We start from the raw sequence: 17,967 nt of genomic DNA, 5'->3' as shown, positions 1-17,967 counted from the left end.
ATAGTGATTACGCTCACTAGACTTCGGAATCAGAACAATCTTCTACACAACTCGCTGGTCGAGTAGCGGAGGACTTTATGCCCACCACCTCATCCCAGGCTCTTCAAGTGCTGGTCGTGGCCGATCCAGGTCTGCCCAGCAGGCGAGCGGCTTCCATCCACTCCTCGTTAGAGCGCTATCTGCGTGAGGCGTATGGGGTCACAACGACGCTGCACACTCGCACCGACACGGTCTATCTGACACCCGAGCGCGAGCTGGCTCTAGACGCAGTCGAAGATCTCCGCGCTGATTACCCCGACGTCAACATCATCCTCATCCTCACAGAGATCCCCCGGCACACCCAGGGCGACCCTCTGATCGCCGAAGTCTACTCTGACCGCAACCTTGCGGTCATCTCATGCCCCACACTCGGCGCGTTGGCCACCAAGCGCCGCATCATCAAAGTCATGATGAGCTCGGTGAACAAGTTGGTTCCGTGGGACCCCGAAGCCACGGCGCGCAAATTTCTGCTCGGATGGTCGAACTGGTCGAACAATGAAGACTCCAGCCATCAGTCCCTGCATGCCCACACCATCACCGGAGGCCCACGGCTGATTATGGGGATGACGATTGCCAACGAACCCTGGCGCACGGCTCCGAAGCTCTCAGGAGCCCTCGCGGCAGCCTCGGCAACCGGAGCTTTCGGCATCTTCTACAGTTCGATCTGGCAGATGTCGACCTACCTGTCCACCCTCCGGCTGCTCTCAATCGGCGCGCTCGCCATCCTAATGATGGTCGCCTGGTTGATCGTCAGTCACAGACTCTGGGATCGACCGGTCAACGAAAGTCTGGCCACGGTGGTCATGTACTACAACCTCTCCACCGTCCTCACACTGCTGATCACTGTGATCGCTCTCTACGCGACACTGGTCGTCCTCATTCTCCTGGGCGGCCTCGTCGTTATCGATCCGGCATTTATGACCCAACAGATTCAACAAGACGCGTCGTTCACCAACTACCTCGATATCGCATGGCTCAGCGCAGCTATGGGTGTGGTCGCCGGCGGCCTCGGTGCCAGCTTCGACACTGATGCCGACGTGCAGAAGCTGACTCATGGCCAGCGGATGCGGCAACGAGTCTATACAGACAACAGCACAGATGCCGACGACACGGTGGAGAGCAGTTGACTGAGATCTGCCAAGCATGCCGCTAGTCTGCACATTGGGGTGATGTGGAAGAGCCGGCTGGAATTGGGTATCTGCACCCACTTGAGATATAAGCGTGTTCAGAGCCATCACCTCCGACTGTCTCCTGCGTGTTCACTACACACCGAGTTCCGACGAAATGTTCTGCCCGAAGGACGTGAAATGGAAACCCTGTTCGACTCAACCTCGTCTGGGATCATCGCCACACCGTTCGAACCGTGGTGGGAAACTCCAGACTTCAGGGATGATCTCACCGAGGTCGTCACGAGCAGTGCGTCTGCTGTCGACAAGATCACCGCCCTTGCCCGTCTTCTGCAGCTCACAGGGTGCTCACCTCAGATCGATCAATGGGAAAGGCTGCTTCAACTGGCTGCGATCGACATCGGCGTCGCTCGTATGCTCGAACCCCACGTCGACGCTCTGGGCATCCTTGCCGAGGCCGGACACGAAACACCTGACCCCGATTCGGCCTGGGGCGTATACGCGGCTGACCTGCCCACACATCGCGTGAACGTGGTCGATGCCGGTGCGGAGAACCTCCTCACCGGCACGAAAGCGTGGTGCTCTTTGGCCGCGGAACTCACCGACGCGATCGTCATCGCCAGCGGCAGCGACGGGAACCGAGCCTACGCGGTGAATCTTCGGCACCCTCGTGTACGACCGCAGACAGGTGCTTGGCCGAGTCTGGGTCTCAGAGAAATCCCGAGCGGCTCAGTCGTCTTCGACCGAGCACCCGCGACGAGTGTCGGCCCCCCGAATTGGTACCTTGACCGCCCCTCTTTCGCTTGGGGCGGGATTCGCGTGGCAGCCTGCTGGTTCGGTGGAGCATTGGGACTGGCCCGGCGTGCAGCCCAAACCCACCTGAACAGGGCTGGGCGCTCGCCGATGGGAGAGATGCAGCTCGGGCAGCTTGATGCTGAGATCTTCGCGGTCCGCACCATGTTGGCGCAAACTGCTGCTGCAGCGGATGGGGATGAGAAGTTCTCGCGAGAACACGCGTGGAGACTGGCTCTGAGAGTTCGCAACAACATATACCGCAGTGCCCAACGGATCCAGCTTCTGAGCCGGGAGCTGGCCGGTCCCGCGGTTCTGACGAGTGATGCGGCATTTGCCAAAGCTGACGCTGATCTCACCGTCTACCTCAGTCAGCATCACGGGCCTCGGGACGAAGCTGCTTTGGGCGAGAATATCTGTGCAGAGTCAGATGTCGATGAGGTTTAGCCACCAAGACCGCAGCACCAGAGAAGATGCCTGGGTGCAGGCGGGTGCCCTTGATCTTCCGGCGTTTCCAGAGAGCACAATCGCCACAGGCGGAACCATCATCGTCCTTGCCGCACACCCAGACGATGAAGCGCTGGGAGCCGCTGCGCTGCTCGCACGTGCCGATGAGTGGAGCTGCCAGCTGAAAGTCCTACTCTTCAGCGCAGGCGAAAAATCGCACCCTGAGTCACCGACGTATACCGGCGATCAGCTCAAAAGCATCCGTCTGGAGGAGTTCGATCGTGCGCTGAGCACCTTCGACAAGGCGCACTCCAGTCGTTTTCTCGATCTGCCCGACGGTCAACTGCCCGAATATTCAAGCAAGATCAGAGACGTGATCCGACAGGAGATCGCACGATCACATGGGCCGGTGACACTCGTTGCGCCTTACAGCCGGGATGGGCACTGTGACCACGAGGCGGTGGGCGCCGCGGCGCTGGACATCGGGCGATCACATCATGCCGTAGTGCTCGAATATCCCATCTGGTTCTGGCACTGGGCTGCTCCCACAGACCCTCGGTGGCAGGCCTGGCAGACCTTAGCCGACCCACAAGGTCTCGATCGAAACGCTCTGCTCGCGTGTTACCCGTCGCAGACAGAAGCGCTGTCGGATCAGCACGGGGACGAAGCGATCCTCACCAGCGCCCATTTGGAACACTTCATCCGGAGCCACGATACTTTCGTGATCACGGATTTCAGATCCGGTGAGGCATCGCCGAGCTCTGGTCAGGAGGGAATAGGCTCGCGGATCAATGATGCGTCCACTGCGTCGGCGGTGTTCGATGATGTGCACAGAGAACGGAGCGATCCGTGGACGGTGTGGGACTCCGAATACGAAATCGCCAAACGCGAGACCCTTGTGTCCCACCTCCCGTCGACCTCGTTCTCCCACATTCTCGAGATCGGTTGTTCAGTCGGCGCTTTGACTCGAGAGCTTGCCGCTTACAGCGTCAGAGTGACAGCTGTCGATGCCAGCTGCGAGGCGCTGAAAACAGCGAAACGTCTGCAGACGACCACTGCAACCGAAATAGCCTTCCTGCACGCCACTGTCCCATACGAATGGCCCGAAGGGCATTTCGACTGCGTCGTCCTCTCAGAGACCGGCTTCTATCTGACACGTGCACAGCTGCAACGAACGTTGGAACGCATTGATGAATCAACCCCATCGCGCTTTGTGCTCGTTCTCTGTCATTGGAAGGGTGACATCGAAGATTGGCCTCTGACCGCCGATGAAGTCCATGACGCGTGCCTGGACTACTGGCCCCGACTGCGGACCGATTTTCGCTCCGAGGCCGAGTATCGTCTCGATATCGTGACGGTGGACAAAACTGACGATTTCCTCCCTGCGGAAGCCGTTGAGTGATCACGCACTTGGGCATTGTCATCCCGGCTCACAATGAACAAGACGAGATCCTCGGCTGTCTCGACTCGGTGGCCCAAGCGTGTGCTCAGGTCCCTGATGGGCTCGCGCCATTGTCCACTCGAATCCTCGTCGTGGCCGACGCCTGTACCGACGAAACGGTGAGCCGCGTCGCAGACTTCGCCGAACAGCATCCACAAGTCACGATACTTGAGACGTCGTTCAAGAACGTGGGCAGTGCCCGGAATTTCGCCTGGAATCACTTCAAGCAGATGGTTGAAGCTGATCGTGATGTCAACTTCGACCTGACATGGATTGCGTTCACCGATGCGGACAGCAGAGTTCCCACTCACTGGCTGACGACGCATCTTGCCTTGGCGGAAGCCGGAAGCGACTGCCTAGTCGGCACAGTGTCGCCGCGACCTGATACTGGGTCGGCAGCGCTGATCGCGAAATGGCACTCTCACCACACGTTACTTGAGGACCACCCCTACGTGTTCGGCGCGAACCTGGGCATTCGAGGCTCGTATCTCAACATCATCGGCGGCATGCCTCAGCTGCCACTTGGCGAAGATGCCGCAACCGTTGCTGCAGTGCTCGGCGCGGGGGGAAACGTGAGACGCACCGATACCTGCCGGGTTCTCACCTCGGCCCGTCTGGAGGGACGCGCGGAGGGAGGCTTCAGCAGCTTTATGCAGAGCCTTCGATGAGACCCGACTCTGCTCACAGCACTTCAGGTCGACTCCGGCCGAGTTGTTCACGACAACCCAGAGCTAATCGCGAGAACTGACGACTGTCAGCCTGTGCAGATCCTCGGGCACATCGACATCGGCCCCGTCGTCGAGGTCGGAGCAGTCGACGAGGTCGACGACAGCTCTGCGCGTCTCGAGCAGGTCGCGGGCACCGACGTCGCCGTGCGCGGCGGCCGCCGCCTGGCTCGTCCAGCTCTCGTCGAAGAGCACAGGGTGACCGCGGCGCAGCGACCCATTCGCATCACAGTGGCCCGCAGCAGTGATCGCACGGGGACGATGGGCGGCGATGAGACGAGCGACTTCCGCCGCACAGATTCCGGGACGGTCCACAGGTGTGACCATGACGTCGGGTCCGGGGCCGATCGCCTGCAGGCCGCGGCGCAGCGAGGAACCCATACCCGAAGACCAGTCAGGGTTGAACGCGACGGACACGCGGTCACACCCGGCCAGCAGGCGCGCGACCTGCTCGCTGCAGGCTCCGGTGACGACTGTGACGTCCCGGCAGCCACCGTCGAGCAGGGCGAGGACCATCGACTCCACCAGGGTGAGCCCATCCTCCCGCACCAGCAGTGCCTTCGGCCCTCGGCCGAGGCGTCGCCCCGCTCCGGCGGCGAGGACGAGTCCTCTTGGGGGACCGGGGACGGGTCGTTTGGGAGGAGTCGACCCGGTCTCGCCGCTCACGTCGGCAGGAACGCGTCGCCGAAGATCGGCAGATCGCGGACTCGGACTCCGGTGGCGTTGAAGGCTGCGTTCGCGATCGCGGCTGCGGCACCGACGATGCCGATCTCACCGACGCCGCGCGCGCCGAGGGGACCGGCCAGCGGGTCCTTCTCATCGAGCCAATCTGCCTCGATGTCGGTGATGTCGGCGTTGACGGGCACGTGATACTCCGCGAGGTCGTGGTTGACTACGTGACCGAAGCGCGGGTCGAGCTCGCCCTTCTCATGCAGAGCCATCCCGACGCCCATGGTCATGCCGCCGATGAACTGTGAGCGTGCGGTGGTCGGGTTGACGATCCGACCGGCGGAGAACATGCCGAACATGCGCCTCAGTCGGATCTCACCGGTGGTCGGCTGGATGCGGACCTCGGCGAAATGGGCTCCGAAAGAGTGTAGGGCGAACTTCTCCGCCGCTGGATTGGCCTCGGCCTCACCATGGGCCTCGGCGCCGATGGCAGGATCGGCTCCGTGCTCGGAACGGAGCTCCTGGGCTGCGGTGACGATCGCCGTGCTCCAACTCGCCAGTCCCGTGGATGAGCCGGCCACAGTCGCGTTCGGCAGCGCGGTGTCGCCGATTCGCAGCTCGACTTGCCCGATGGGAACGCCGAGAGCGTCCGCGGCAGTCTGAGACAGGACGGTCCACGTCCCGGTGCCCAGATCGGCGGCACCGATCGAGACCTCAAAGCCTTCGGGAGTGCGGCGGATCCGCGCGACAGAGCCCGGCTGCCTGCCTGCCGGGTAGGTCGCAGAGGCCACGCCCATGCCGATGAACCAGCCGTTCTCCCGCCGGGCGCGCGGCTGCGGATTCCGCTTCTCCCAGCCGAAACGGTCTGCTCCTTCTCGCAGACAGTCGACGAGGCGGCGCTGGTTGAACGGCAGTCCGGTGTCCGGGTCCGTGGTCGGGTCATTGCGCACCCGCAGCTCGATGGGGTCGAGGCCGGCGGCCACTGCGAGTTCGTCCATGGCGATTTCGAGTCCGACCATGCCTGAAGCCTCGCCGGGAGCACGCATCCAGGAGGGCACCGGCACGTCGAGCGGAACCACTCGCTGGGTGATGCGGCGGTTGTCGCCTGCGTACATCATGCGGCCCGGCTTCGTCGACTCCTCGGGGAACTCCTTGGTCTGCGAGGACATGGAGATCGCATCATAAGCGAAGGCCGTGAGCGTGCCGTCGGCTCTCGCGCCCAGACGGATGTGCTGCAGGGTCGGAGCTCGATAGCCGGTGATCGAGAACATCTGCTGCCGGGTCACGGCATATTTCACGGGTCGACCCGGCACCACCTGCGCCGCGAGGACAGCGAGCATCATGTCCGCGTGGGGGACGCCCTTGGAGCCGAAGCCGCCGCCGACGTGCGGGGAGATGATGCGGATCTTCTCCTGCTCCACCCCGAGGATCGGCGCCAATGTCGCGCGTGCGGGGTGCACGCCCTGCGTCGAGGTCCACAGGGTCAGTTCGTCTCCGTCCCAGAGGGCGACGGTGGTATGCGGTTCCATGGGATTGTTGTGCTCCATGGGGGTGCTGTAGCGCTCATCGATGGATACGGCCGCCTCAGCGAGGGCTGTGTCGACATCGCCTGTGCGCACATCCCCGCTGCCCGACTCCGGTTCCTGGGAAGCAGGGTGATCCTCGCGCAGCTCGACGTCGTGATCGTCCTGCACATAGGTGATCTCGATGAGGCTCGCTGCGTGGCGGGCCTGCTCGGGAGTGGTGGCGATGACGGCACCGAGGTACTGGCCTCGGAATCCGATCTCAGCAGAGCGCAGGATCGCGAGCTCACCGTCATCCGTGTCCGCCAGCTCGGGGGCGTTGTCGTGGGTGAGCACATGCACCACTCCCTCCGCAGCTTCGGCTGCGGAAGGGTCGATGTGCGCTGCCCGCCCACGGGCGATCTTCGCCTGCAGCGGGTAGAGGAAGAGCGGATAGTCGAGGGGGTGCTCGTAGGCGTAGGGGGCGAGGCCGCGGACCTTGGCGGGGCCGTCGAGGCGGACCTGATGGGTACCGACGGCTGTGGTCGTGAGCAGGTCACTCATGAGTGTCCCCCGTGGTCGATTCCGGCAGAACTTCCGGGGCTCCGGTGAGCTCGGCGAGCACGGTGCTGATCGATCCGCGTGTCATTTGGACCTTGAAGCGGTTGCCGTCGAGGGGTTCCGCCGCCTCGAGCTCGGCGTCGGCTGCTGCCAGGAACGTCTCGGCAGTCGGTTCCGCCCCCCCCCCCGCAGCACCGCCTCGGCGGCGCGGGCACGCCAGGGTTTGTGGGCGACGCCGCCGAGGGCGATCGCGGCTTCACGGATGACCGGCGCGTGCCCTGCGGTGTCGACGTCGACTCGGGCAGCGACGGAGACGAGAGCGAAGGCGTAGGAGGCGCGGTCGCGGATCTTCCGGTACGTCGAGGCGCCGGGCCGCGGGGGAGGGAGCTCGAGTGCCGTGATGAGTTCACCATGCTCGAGGACGGTGTCCTGCTCCGGGCGATCCCCGGGCAGCCGGTGAAGCTCGGTGACCGGGATCCGGCGCTCACCGGTCGCGCCGAGGACGACGACTGTGGCATCGAGTGCGGTCAGAGCGACGGCCATATCGGAGGGATGCGTGGCCACGCAGTCCGCTGAGGCACCGAGGATCGCGTGGTAGCGGGTGTAGCCGCCGATGGCCGAGCAGCCGGCACCGGGCTCGCGTTTGTTGCAGGGGGTCGAGGTGTCCTGGAAGTACACGCACCGCGTGCGCTGCAGCAGATTCCCGCCCATCGTGGCCGCGTTGCGCAGCTGACCGGACGCACCGGAGAGCAGGGCACGTGAGAGCATCGGGTAGTCGCATCGGATGCGCGGGTCGGCGGCGGCGTCGCTGTTGCGCACCATCGCACCGATCCGCAGGCCCCCGTCATCGAGTGCCTCGACCTCCGTGAGCTCGAGAGGATTGATGTCGACGACGAGATCCGGTTCTGCGACGCCCAGTTTGAGATGATCGACGAGGTTCGTGCCGCCGGCCAGGAACACCGCATCGGGACGATCGGTGACAGTTGTGACGGCTCCGGCGGCATCGGCTGCGCGTTCGTAGTCGAAGGGATTCATCGTGACTCCTCTGCGGCTCGGCTCACGGCCGCGACGATGTTGACATAGGCTCCGCAGCGGCAGAGGTTCCCGCTCATCCGCTCGCGGATCTCCTCCTCGGACAGCTCCACGGGCCCCTCGAGGTCTTCGGTGACCACGCTCGGTGCGTTGTCGGCGGCCTCGGCCAGCATGCCTGCGGCCGAACAGACTTGGCCCGGGGTGCAGTACCCGCACTGGAACGCGTCGTGGGCGAGGAACGCCCGATGCAGAGTGGAGAGTTCACCCTCGGGGGCCAGACCGTCGGCGGTCATGACCTCGGCGCCGTCGTGGGTGAGCGCGAGCGCCAGGCACGAGTTGAGCCGACGACCGTCGACGAGGACGGTGCAGGCCCCGCATTGGCCGTGGTCGCAGCCCTTCTTCGCGGACATCACCCTCAACCGGTCCCGCAGCGCATCGAGAAGAGTGGTTCTGGAATCCACGACCAGAGTGTGCTCCTGGCCGTCGACGGTGAGGTGCAGCGAATGTCCCATGTGAGAGCCTCCAGACAGCATTGTCGACGTCCGTCAAACCTAACCCCGTTCGGAAGCCGCGACAAGGGGGTTCACCGGTGCCGGGGGTGCTCGGGCGGCCCCGCACCCCCTGTTGCACATGATCGGCGCGAAGTACGGTGAAAGGACTATCCAGCACCAACGGCGCACGCGAGGAGGTGCTCAGTGGCAGGTCACGAGCAGAAGGTCACGGTCGACGGCCATCGACTGACATTGAGCAATCTGGACAAGGTTCTCTACCCGGAGACCGGCACGACGAAGGGTGAGATCCTCGACTACTGCGCCAGGATCGCCCCGCACCTCATCCGCCATGCCCGGGACAGGATCGCCACGCGCAAACGTTGGGTCGACGGCGTCGGCACTCCCGATGACCCCGGGGATGTGTTCTTCGAGAAGAACCTCCCGGACTCCGCACCGTCGTGGATCCGAACACGGGCGATCCGGCACTCCACGGGCACCAAACGCTATCCCCTGGTCAACGATCTTGCGACCCTGACCTATCTCACGCAGATGGCCGCGCTCGAGGTCCATGTGCCCCAGTGGAGGGTGAGCGCGGGAGCGAAGGACCCCGGCACGATCGACTCGGAGACCCGATTCCCCGACCGGATGGTCTTCGACCTGGACCCGGGCCCCGGACGAGGCCTGGCCGACTGCATCGAGGTGGCCCAGCTCGTGCGCGAACTTCTCGAGGGCATGGACCTGGAGGTCTACCCGGTGACCAGCGGATCGAAAGGCGTCCACCTCTATGCGCCGCTGGACGGGTCGGTGAGCTCGCAGCAGGTCTCCGATGTCGCCCATGAGCTCGCCCGCAGTCTGGAGGCCGACCACACGAACCTCATCGTCTCTGCGATGAAGAAGACGCTGCGGGAGGACAAGGTCCTCATCGACTGGTCGCAGAACTCGGCGGCGAAGACTACGGTGGCTCCGTATTCTCTGCGCGGACGCTTCACCCCCATGGTCGCCGCACCGCGCGGGTGGGACGAATTCGACGATCCGGCCGCCGTCGAGCAGGTGCGCTTCGAAGAGGTCCTCGACCGCGTGGACGACTTCGGGGATCTTCTCGAACCCCTCGCCGAGGCGGTCGGAGGAACAGCTTCGGCCCCGGAGTCCGGGGCCGATTCGGAGTCCCAAGCCGACTCGAAGTCGGACGATGCCCCGAAAGCCGAGCGCGACCGACTGGAGGCCTACCGGTCCAAACGGGATCCGAAGCGCACGAGCGAACCCGTGCCAGCGAAACAGGGAACGAGCGGGGACGAGCTGACCTTCGTCATCCAGGAACACCATGCGAGGAGCCTCCACTGGGATTTCCGACTCGAACACGATGGGGTATTGGTGTCCTGGGCGTTGCCGAAGGGACCGCCGACCGACCCCGGGAAGAACCACCTGGCGGTCCAGACCGAGGATCACCCCCTCGAATACGGCAGTTTCGAAGGCACGATCCCGAAAGGGGAGTACGGGGCCGGCGACGTCGAGATCTGGGACGCAGGCACCATCGAGGTCGAGAAGTGGCAAGAAGGCAAGGAGATCATCGCGGTCCTCCACGGGCGCGAGGATGGCGGTCTCGGGGGAGTGCGGCGGTTCGCCCTGTTCAACACCGGGGACCACGGACCGAACAAGGAGCCCGAGAAGAACTGGATGATCCACCTCATGGAGGACGAGCCGAAGAAGCAGTCGGCGGCTGCGGACGACTCATCGAAGAAGGGCACGCCGTCCGGGCGTACCTCCAAGAAGCGAGCCGCGAAGAAGGAGGCTCTGCCGGCGGATTTGGCTCCGATGCTCGCGAGCATCGGCGACATCGGCTCCCTCCGGCGGGAGGCCGAGGATTGGGCCTTCGAGATGAAATGGGACGGCATCCGTGCGCTGGCGAGGGTGCAGCCCGGTGACGAGGAGCGCACCAGCAGCATCGAGCTGACCAGTCGCAACGGCCATGACATGACGAACACGTACCCGGAGCTTCAGGAACTGGTCGAGTGTATCGATGTCGACTGCATCCTCGACGGTGAGATCGTCGCCCTCGGGCAGGGCAGCAGACCGGACTTCGGACGCCTCCAGCGCAGAATGGGGCTGAGCCGGGACAGCGATATCGAACGGGAACAGCGACGCACCCCTGTCTACCTCATGCTCTTCGACGTCCTCCACGCGGACGGATCGTCGTTGCTGCGCACCCCCTATACGGAACGGCGCGCACGTCTGTTCGAACTCGTGACCGAGAGCGAGCACATCCATGTGCCCGAGGCCTTCGAGGGAAGCGTCGACGCCGCCTTCGAGTCCAGCCGGAAGCTTCGACTCGAAGGAGTGCTGGCGAAGCGGACCGACAGCATCTATCTGCCCGGAAAGCGCACCCGTACCTGGGCCAAGCTCAAGCACGCCTCGACCCGCGATGTCATCATCGTCGGCTGGCGGACCGGAGAAGGAGAACGCTCATCCAGCTTCGCCTCGCTATTGGTCGCCGCCCATGACGACGAAGGGCTCCACTACCTCGGTCGCGTGGGCACCGGGTTCGACGAGTCGGCCCTGCGGAGTCTGCGCTCCAGCCTCGATCGCCGGTCGCGGAAGACGCCGGCGCTCACCGTGCCGGCCGACGAGTCGCGATATGCCCACTGGGTGCGACCCGACCTCGTCGGGGAGGTCCGGTTCTCTGGCCTGACCGAGGCCGGGCGCCTGCGGCACCCGGTCTGGCGCGGTCTGCGCTCCGACATCGACGCAGAGGACGTCCGAGTCTGAACCAGTCGACGCTGATTCTGCTCCGATCCTCATGGACCTTTCGTCACGCCCGTGCCGAGGAGCAGAGCCACGAGGAAGGCCACGACCACCCGGTCGATGGCATTTCGATGCGGGTTACGCACTTCGGGCATGCCATCGACTCCGAATGAGCTCTGCCGTTGTCGTCATAGGCTCAACAGTAGAGGTGTGTCTGACCATCTGCTCCGTCATCGCTGACAGCAGATCGGCACGCGGTCGGCTTACGGGCGGATTGCCCGTTCCTCGGCGCTGTGTCCGGGGGTGAGGTCTCCCAGTTGCGAAGGGCGCAGCGATGCGAAGCCGCCCGTCGTCTCGGTCGCGATCACACGTGCAGTGAGGCAGACGTGATCGCTCCCGTCGTCGAGCATCGCGATGCGTTCGACGATGAGACGGTTGGGCAGGTCCGCGAGCAGCGGCACCCCATCCTCGGTGACGGTGAAGTCAAGACCGGCGAACTTGTCCGTCTCCATTCCGGAAAGTGATCCGAAGTGCCGTGCCGACTCGCGGTCGACGTCGGTGAGGAAGTGCACCGCGAAGCGCTCGGAACGCAGCGCCACCCGGTAGGTGTGGTTGGCCTTCGACAGCCAGAAGCAGTAGTGCTCCGGATCGATGCTCGCCTGGGAATGGAATCCGACTAAGCATCCGGCACGTTCGCCCTCCGCGGAGGTGGTGACGACGATGAGCGGGGAATCGACCGAACCCATGAGGTCGTCGAGCCCGGAGGTGCTCATAATCGTCCCTCCGCCGCCGGCTTCGCTTCGTATCGGAGGAAGAGAGTGTCATCGGCGACCATCGTCGACTTCAGCGAGAACTGTGCGATGCCGGCTCCCGGCGGCGCGACGCTCACGGGCAGCGCATCGCCGCCCATCATCGGTGAGATCGACAGGCACAGCTCGTCGAGGCGGTCTGCGGCGACGAGCTCCCCGAGCCACCGGGGTCCGCCTTCGCACAGGACGACCTGGTAGCCGAGACCGGCGAGGGCCTGCAAAGCGGCGGCTGGTTCGACCCGCTCCTCACCGGCGATGATGACCGTGGCCGCCTGTTCGGCGGCTGCCAGCCGCTTGGGATCGGCCTCAGCGCACGTGATGACGATGGTGCGCGCGTGCTCGGGGGCTGCGGCGAAGACCTGTGAGGACCAGTCGAGGTCGAGGCTGCGACTGACGACCGCCACCGGCGGCATCTCGGACTGTCCTCGCGTTCGACGCTGCGCTCGGGCGGACTCGCTCAGCCGCATCGGAGCGTAGCCTTCGCGGCGGATCGTCTGCGCGCCGACCATGACGACATCGGCGATCTGTCGCATCCGTCGGAAGAGGTCCTGATCGGGTTCTGTCGACAGAGCACCGACGCGCCCGTGGATGGCAGCGGTTCCGTCGAGACCGGCGACCATGTGACCGGTCACCCAGCATTCGTGCCGCGGCTGGGTGCGGTCGACCTCGAGATAGGGTGTCAGCGGGTCCGGGATCGGGGTGCCGCGTTCGAGAGGCTCCATTCGTGCAGTCTACTCAACGTCGCGGGCACTCGCGGCGGTGATTTTCCGACCCTCCCCCGGGTCCCGCTGACTGTTCATCGACGCGAGTAAGTCAGTTCGTCCAGGCGTCGTCGGTGAAGTAGCCGTCGATGAACCCGGGCAGGCGCTGTCCGTCCTTCGCGGTCTCGAGTGTGTACGGGGCGACGTGGAAGCCGGCCTTGTCGAGTTCGCGCATCTTGTTCGTCGGCAGGTTCTTGCTCGGTCCCACCCATTCGATTCCGGCGTCCTTGATCTCGGCCGGTGATTCCTTCGGCATGGTCGAGCCCATGAGGTAGAGCGAGGTGTATCCGCGGTCGGCGATCGTCTTCGCCGCTTCGAAGTCGAAGGACTGGACGACGAGGGAGTCCTTGAGTCCGCGTTCGTCGAATTCGTCGAGAACCCGGTCGACCTCCTCGGGGGTGGCCCCGGGCTTGATCTCGGGAACCAGGACGACCTCGCCGCCCATCTCGTCGAGGAGTTCGTCGAGGGTGACGGTGGCGGCTTCTTCTCCGCCGGCCGGGTGCTTGATCGTGGCTGCGTCCCATTCCTCCCGGCTGAGGTCCCGGATGGGGCCGGTGGCTCCGTTGAGGGTGCGGTCGGCGGTGTCGTCGTGGATGAGGACGGGGGTGCCGTCTTCGAGGAACTGGATGTCCATCTCGGGGAGGAATCCGTCCTTCGCCGAGGCGGTGAATCCTTCCATGGATTCTTCGGGGTAGACGTCGGCGCCGCCTCGGTGGGAGATCGTGGTCGGGAATTCGATGTCGGCGACCTTGTCGGGCGCGGTGTAATCTTTGGACGAGTCAAGTCCCGGGGCGTCTCCGGCGGAGCCGAGGCCCGTGGCCGCAGCGGGCGCGAGGCCTGCGCCGAAGGTGGCCGAGGCCGCGAGGACCGCGGTGGTAAGGATGGTGAACGGACGGGTGCGCTTGGATGCTTCTCTCTGTGTATTCACCTCCCCGACGCTATGGAGGGCAGGTGAGCTTGTGGCGAAGCCGCCGTGAACGTTCTTCGCAGAGTGGACGAACGTGTGGGAAATGATTGACCTCGCCGAGGCGGCCGACCGGGCCCGTACGTCCGGCCGTTCGCCGAACGGCCGGCACGAACCGTGGGTTAGTCAGTTTCCGAAGGCCTTCTTCGTCTGCGAGCGGGCGACGAAGGCCATGATGATGAGGAAGATGCCGAACACGATCGTGTAGATCGCGACGATCCAGGCCAGGGCGAGCAGTGCTGCTCCCGGATTCGAGAAGACGACGATGAACATGATGACGGCGAAGATGATGTCGAGGACGCCCAGGGCCTTCGACCAGCCCTTGAACGATTTCGACGCGACGCTGAGGACGCCGCGGATGAGCATTCCCGATGCCATCATCAGCAGGATGACGGTGCCGCCCATGACAGCGAAGGTCAGAGGCACGATCATGATGACGATGCCGCCGATGACGTAGGCGATGCCTCCGGCCAGTTCCCAACCCCATGACAGGTTCTGTTTGCGTGCCTGCAGGGCGTGGGTGATCTCGAAGATGCCGTCGACGATGAGCCAAGCGCCGACCCAGATTCCGAGTGCTACTGCCATTGCGGCGGGTGCGGCGAGGAGGAGGATGCCGAAGAGGACGGCGAGGATGCCGCGGATCAGCACCGCCCAAAAGGCTCCCCTGCCGAGTTCTGTCATCAGGGAGCGGACCGCGCCTGTCGGGTTTGTCGGGTTCTGTGGTGTGGCCATGATTCCTCCTGCGGACAAGACGTTTGGCTACTTGCAGTCTATGCCTGCCGGGTGAGCAGGGGAGGAGGGGGGTGCAGTTCTCGCCAAGATCACAGCATTGAGGTGGAGTGTCCTCTGGATTTCGGGGGATCGATCATTAGTCTTTCTGTAGTGAACAGCAGCCCCGAAGCATCCCCAACACAGTCCCATCTTCACCGATTTCCTCATCGTGGTCTCCTGCCCGAAGGCAGATACTTCACACTGACCTGGACGATCGGCTACGACTTCGGCGGGATGACCACAGTCGCCCTGGAACGCAGCTCGGCCTTCGCCCGGCTCGACAACCGCCGGGTTGAGATTCTGACGCTGAGTCCGGAAATGAAGGGTCGGGACCGAGAGCGCGAACTCCAAGAGGCGGGAACCCTCGATCGCAAGGTGAAGATCCGCAATCTGTGGCAGGACCTCACAACGTGGTCCGACCGGAAACTGCGGCGAATGATCGGCACGGTCGATCCCGATCCGTCAGCAGTCGATGACGTCTTGAATCGGAGCGGACGGGATTGGACTGAGCTGAGGGAAGATTCCGAGGGCCACCTGCTGCAGGTCGATCGCTATCACGACCGTGGACATCTGCTTGTCATCGATCGCCAGGACATGAAGAAGCGAGGCCGCCGAGGCGGACGCCGGATCACCCTGTTCGGTCGTGATCAGAAAGTCATCGCTCAGTGGCCGACCGCACGGGACTTCTACCACGCCTGGCTCGATGTGGTCATCGGGACGAAGCCGTCGTACCTCATCTGCGATTCGGCCTTCGTCGGCAACTTCATCCACGAGTACCGTCGGGACAACGTGATCCTCAGCCAGGTGATCCACAGTCACTTCGTCGACGACGTCGCCGGTGATCACCTCGACGAACTCTCCGGAGACAAATTCGGAATGCTCCGGCACCTTGACGCCTTCGACGTCGTTGCGATTCTCACCAATGGACAGCGCGAAGATATGAGCAAGCTCGATCTGGCAGCCCGCAGCATGAAAACGATCTCGAACCTGACGGAGAATCTGCACGGCGACCCGACAGCACCTCGGCCCCGTGGCCAGGGCGCGATGATCGCCCGACTCGATCCGATCAAGAGAATTGAGGATGCCGTCCTCGCCGTGTCCAAGGTAGAGGTTGTCCGCTCGGGAAGAGTCTCACTCGACATCTTTGGAGAAGGCGACGAGCGGCCGGTTTTGGAAGAGCTGATTGCTGAGAACCGGCTACAGTCGAACGTTGTCCTGCACGGACACACACCGGGGGCGAAGAATGCGTTTCTCACCAGCTCGTTCAGCCTGCTGACAAGTCATTCGGAGGGCCAAGCACTGGTCGTCGCTGAAAGCATGTCAGCCGGATGCATCCCCATCTGCTACGACATCGACTATCGACCTGCAGAGGTCATCGACCACGGAATCAACGGATTCATCGTCCCGAACGGCGACGTCGATACGCTGTCAGGAACGATCGCGCACTTCCTCAGCATGCCGGAGAACGAAGTCAGGCAGATGAGGGCCAAGGCCATCGAGCGTGCTGCCGATTTTTTCGAAGAAGCTGTCATTCGTCGCTGGGGCTCAGATTTGGCAGAACAGGCATTCACCTCGATCGCACAGTTGAAGGATGCGCGCGCTGAACTCATTTCAGCGAGCATCGACTCCGACGGCATCTCGATCAGAGTCGGACTGTCGGGTCTCGGAGGTGTGATTCCCGACGATGTCTTCGTCTCGTGGAAGTCGCGGAAAAGCCACTTCTATGGGCGCGTCCGGGCAGTATTGACCGGAGACATGATCACGGCAGACATCCCGCTGAGCAGGATCGTGCGCATCACGGCAGAGTATGTGGACTTCTCCGTCGATCTCGTCGTCGGCCGAGGCTTCTGTCGCGTGCGCATCGCGGGCGACAGCGATTCGATTGTCAATCGATCCGATCGGCTGAAGCTGTACTCGACGAAGTACGGCAACCTCAGCGGCACTTTCACACGCGCTGATCTCACATCCACTTCTTGACCCGGAAGACGACGTAGAGCACGACGCCCAGACCGAGCATGAGCCCCAGTGCCATCGGGTAGCCGAAGGCCCAATGGAGTTCGGGCATATCGTCGAAGTTCATACCGTAGATGGCTCCGACGAGGGTGGGGGCGAAGAGGATCGCCGCCCAGCCGGAGATCTTCTTCATGTCCTCATTCTGTCTCTGGGCAACGAGAGTGGAGTTGACGTTGAGGATCTGCGACAGGGCCTCTCGCAGTTCTCCCGCCTCGGCGAGGACGCGCGTGAGGTGGTCGGTGACATCATCGAGGTAGGCGCGAAGGTCGTCGGGAATCGCGTACTTGGCTGCCCCGTTACCGAGCGCCTGCGTCAGTCGGTTGAGGTGGGTGGAGTTGTGGAGGACATCGATCACTTCCTGGCTGAGGAGATAGATGCGCTCGGCAGCGGCAGTGTCCCCGCTGAAGACCTGCCGCTCGATCCCGTCCTTGTCGTCTTGGAGTCCGTCGAGGACGGGGAAGTACCCATCGACCGCGGTGTCGAGCAGTCGGTAGATGAGAGCCTCGGGTCCGAGCGTGAGAAGTTCGCGGTCCTTCGTGAAGCTGCGCTTCTCATTCGTGAGGTAGTCCTCGATTCCACTGGCATCGGTCGGAATAGGAGTGCCGTCGATGAAGCGGTCACCTTGGCAGATGATGACGAGCACGTCGTCCTTCATCAGCAAGTGGAACTCGTTGAATTCGACTTCCTCTTTCGCGTCGATGTAGACCGCTGATTTGAGGACGACGAAGAGCACATCGTCGTAGCGTTCGACCTTGGCCCGCTGATTCGCGTGATAGATATCATCAACGAGCACGGGGTGGAGGTCCCAGGCCGAAGCGATCTCGGCCAAGAGCTCGGGCGTCGACCTGGGCACAATGACCTGAGTTGTCGAGCCCTGGGAGACGCCTAGGCCTTCGGAAATTTGCGCGGCCAGCGCCTCATTGAATGAGCTGGAAGTGACGAGTTCCTGCGGTTCGCTGTTGACGATACGGCGGCTGAAGAGCGCCGCAGTCAGTTTGTCCTGCCCGGTATTGATTGCGGATGCGCGCTTGCGCAGGCTGGGGCGTTCGAAACGGTGACGGCTGTCGGATGGCATGGTGTTCCC

At 63.6% G+C, this 17,967-nt stretch carries 15 protein-coding genes; 6 read left to right on the top strand and 9 right to left on the bottom strand.

Translation table 11 applies throughout. The features are described 5' to 3' along the window. Positions 1-77: 77 nt before the first annotated feature. The 4 genes from BI49514_RS00855 to BI49514_RS00840 all read left to right on the top strand — a co-directional run bounded on the left by BI49514_RS00855 (position 78) and on the right by BI49514_RS00840 (position 4,514). A complete protein-coding gene (locus tag BI49514_RS00855; protein ID WP_244195193.1) occupies positions 78-1,166 on the top strand; it encodes a hypothetical protein in 1,089 nt (362 codons plus the stop codon). A 180-nt stretch (positions 1,167-1,346) separates the two neighbouring features. After that, a complete protein-coding gene (locus BI49514_RS00850) occupies positions 1,347-2,405 on the top strand; it encodes an acyl-CoA/acyl-ACP dehydrogenase (protein ID WP_101543499.1) in 1,059 nt (352 codons plus the stop codon). After that, complete coding sequence (locus BI49514_RS00845) at positions 2,377-3,807, top strand: PIG-L family deacetylase (protein ID WP_244195192.1); 1,431 nt, start codon at positions 2,377-2,379, stop codon at positions 3,805-3,807. Before BI49514_RS00850 ends, BI49514_RS00845 begins: the two co-directional genes overlap by 29 nt. Then, complete coding sequence (locus BI49514_RS00840; RefSeq protein WP_101543496.1) at positions 3,804-4,514, top strand: glycosyltransferase family 2 protein; 711 nt, start codon at positions 3,804-3,806, stop codon at positions 4,512-4,514. The genes BI49514_RS00845 and BI49514_RS00840 overlap by 4 nt, the downstream gene beginning before the upstream one ends. A gap of 63 nt (positions 4,515-4,577) precedes the next feature. Here the strand turns inward: BI49514_RS00840 and BI49514_RS00835 are convergent, their stop codons facing one another. The 4 genes from BI49514_RS00835 to BI49514_RS00820 form a co-directional block, all read right to left on the bottom strand. After that, the gene (locus BI49514_RS00835) at positions 4,578-5,237 is read right to left on the bottom strand and encodes a nucleotidyltransferase family protein (protein WP_101543494.1); all 660 of its coding nucleotides are present in this window, start codon (positions 5,235-5,237) and stop codon (positions 4,578-4,580) included. Further along, entirely contained in the window at positions 5,234-7,306 is a 2,073-nt protein-coding gene (locus BI49514_RS00830; RefSeq protein ID WP_101543492.1) for a xanthine dehydrogenase family protein molybdopterin-binding subunit, read from the bottom strand. Before BI49514_RS00830 ends, BI49514_RS00835 begins: the two co-directional genes overlap by 4 nt. Before the next feature lie 81 nt (positions 7,307-7,387). After that, complete coding sequence (locus BI49514_RS00825) at positions 7,388-8,338, bottom strand: FAD binding domain-containing protein (protein WP_257904100.1); 951 nt, start codon at positions 8,336-8,338, stop codon at positions 7,388-7,390. Then, complete coding sequence (locus BI49514_RS00820) at positions 8,335-8,847, bottom strand: 2Fe-2S iron-sulfur cluster-binding protein (protein ID WP_101543490.1); 513 nt, start codon at positions 8,845-8,847, stop codon at positions 8,335-8,337. Before BI49514_RS00820 ends, BI49514_RS00825 begins: the two co-directional genes overlap by 4 nt. Before the next feature lie 183 nt (positions 8,848-9,030). Between BI49514_RS00820 and BI49514_RS00815 the strand changes: the two genes are divergently transcribed. Then, the gene (locus tag BI49514_RS00815) at positions 9,031-11,589 is read left to right on the top strand and encodes an ATP-dependent DNA ligase (protein ID WP_101543488.1); all 2,559 of its coding nucleotides are present in this window, start codon (positions 9,031-9,033) and stop codon (positions 11,587-11,589) included. A gap of 239 nt (positions 11,590-11,828) precedes the next feature. On the opposite strand, the gene BI49514_RS00810 is transcribed toward BI49514_RS00815, so the two are convergent. The 4 genes from BI49514_RS00810 to BI49514_RS00795 form a co-directional block, all read right to left on the bottom strand. Next, positions 11,829-12,338: a flavin reductase family protein gene (locus BI49514_RS00810; protein ID WP_101543487.1), complete on the bottom strand. Its 510-nt coding sequence runs from the start codon at positions 12,336-12,338 to the stop codon at positions 11,829-11,831. Continuing rightward, positions 12,335-13,096, bottom strand: coding sequence for a pyrimidine reductase family protein (locus BI49514_RS00805; protein WP_101543486.1), 762 nt, complete (start codon positions 13,094-13,096; stop codon positions 12,335-12,337). Before BI49514_RS00805 ends, BI49514_RS00810 begins: the two co-directional genes overlap by 4 nt. 91 nt (positions 13,097-13,187) lie before the next feature. Continuing rightward, positions 13,188-14,063, bottom strand: coding sequence for a glycerophosphodiester phosphodiesterase (locus BI49514_RS00800; RefSeq protein WP_101543485.1), 876 nt, complete (start codon positions 14,061-14,063; stop codon positions 13,188-13,190). Between the two features lie 162 nt (positions 14,064-14,225). Then, positions 14,226-14,831 (bottom strand): HdeD family acid-resistance protein, encoded by a 606-nt coding sequence (locus tag BI49514_RS00795; RefSeq protein WP_101543483.1) that lies wholly within the window; start codon positions 14,829-14,831, stop codon positions 14,226-14,228. A gap of 150 nt (positions 14,832-14,981) precedes the next feature. Between BI49514_RS00795 and BI49514_RS00790 the strand changes: the two genes are divergently transcribed. Beyond that, positions 14,982-16,847 (top strand): glycosyltransferase, encoded by a 1,866-nt coding sequence (locus BI49514_RS00790; RefSeq protein WP_145996168.1) that lies wholly within the window; start codon positions 14,982-14,984, stop codon positions 16,845-16,847. Here BI49514_RS00790 and BI49514_RS00785 read toward each other — a convergent pair. Then, a complete protein-coding gene (locus tag BI49514_RS00785) occupies positions 16,831-17,958 on the bottom strand; it encodes a magnesium and cobalt transport protein CorA (RefSeq protein WP_101543480.1) in 1,128 nt (375 codons plus the stop codon). The two genes, BI49514_RS00790 and BI49514_RS00785, sit on opposite strands and share 17 nt — an antisense overlap. Between the last annotated feature and the right edge of the window lie 9 nt (positions 17,959-17,967).

Source organism: Brevibacterium iodinum ATCC 49514 (assembly GCF_900169265.1).
GTDB classification, from domain to species: domain Bacteria; phylum Actinomycetota; class Actinomycetes; order Actinomycetales; family Brevibacteriaceae; genus Brevibacterium; species Brevibacterium iodinum.
The sequence above is the reverse complement of the archived record's forward strand: the minus strand, read 5'-3'. Positions and strand labels throughout refer to the sequence as shown.

Bases quoted from the DNA above. Each gene is read 5' to 3' on its own strand.
- BI49514_RS00855 (WP_244195193.1), top strand. From the start codon at position 78: ATGCCCACCACCTCATCCCAGGCTCTTCAAGTGCTGGTCGTGGCCGAT.
- BI49514_RS00805 (WP_101543486.1), bottom strand. From the start codon at position 13,096: ATGGAGCCTCTCGAACGCGGCACCCCGATCCCGGACCCGCTGACACCC.
- BI49514_RS00795 (WP_101543483.1), bottom strand. From the start codon at position 14,831: ATGGCCACACCACAGAACCCGACAAACCCGACAGGCGCGGTCCGCTCC.
- BI49514_RS00810 (WP_101543487.1), bottom strand. From the start codon at position 12,338: ATGAGCACCTCCGGGCTCGACGACCTCATGGGTTCGGTCGATTCCCCG.
- BI49514_RS00850 (WP_101543499.1), top strand. From the start codon at position 1,347: ATGGAAACCCTGTTCGACTCAACCTCGTCTGGGATCATCGCCACACCG.
- BI49514_RS00825 (WP_257904100.1), bottom strand. From the start codon at position 8,338: ATGAATCCCTTCGACTACGAACGCGCAGCCGATGCCGCCGGAGCCGTC.
- BI49514_RS00785 (WP_101543480.1), bottom strand. From the start codon at position 17,958: ATGCCATCCGACAGCCGTCACCGTTTCGAACGCCCCAGCCTGCGCAAG.
- BI49514_RS00820 (WP_101543490.1), bottom strand. From the start codon at position 8,847: ATGGGACATTCGCTGCACCTCACCGTCGACGGCCAGGAGCACACTCTG.
- BI49514_RS00830 (WP_101543492.1), bottom strand. From the start codon at position 7,306: ATGAGTGACCTGCTCACGACCACAGCCGTCGGTACCCATCAGGTCCGC.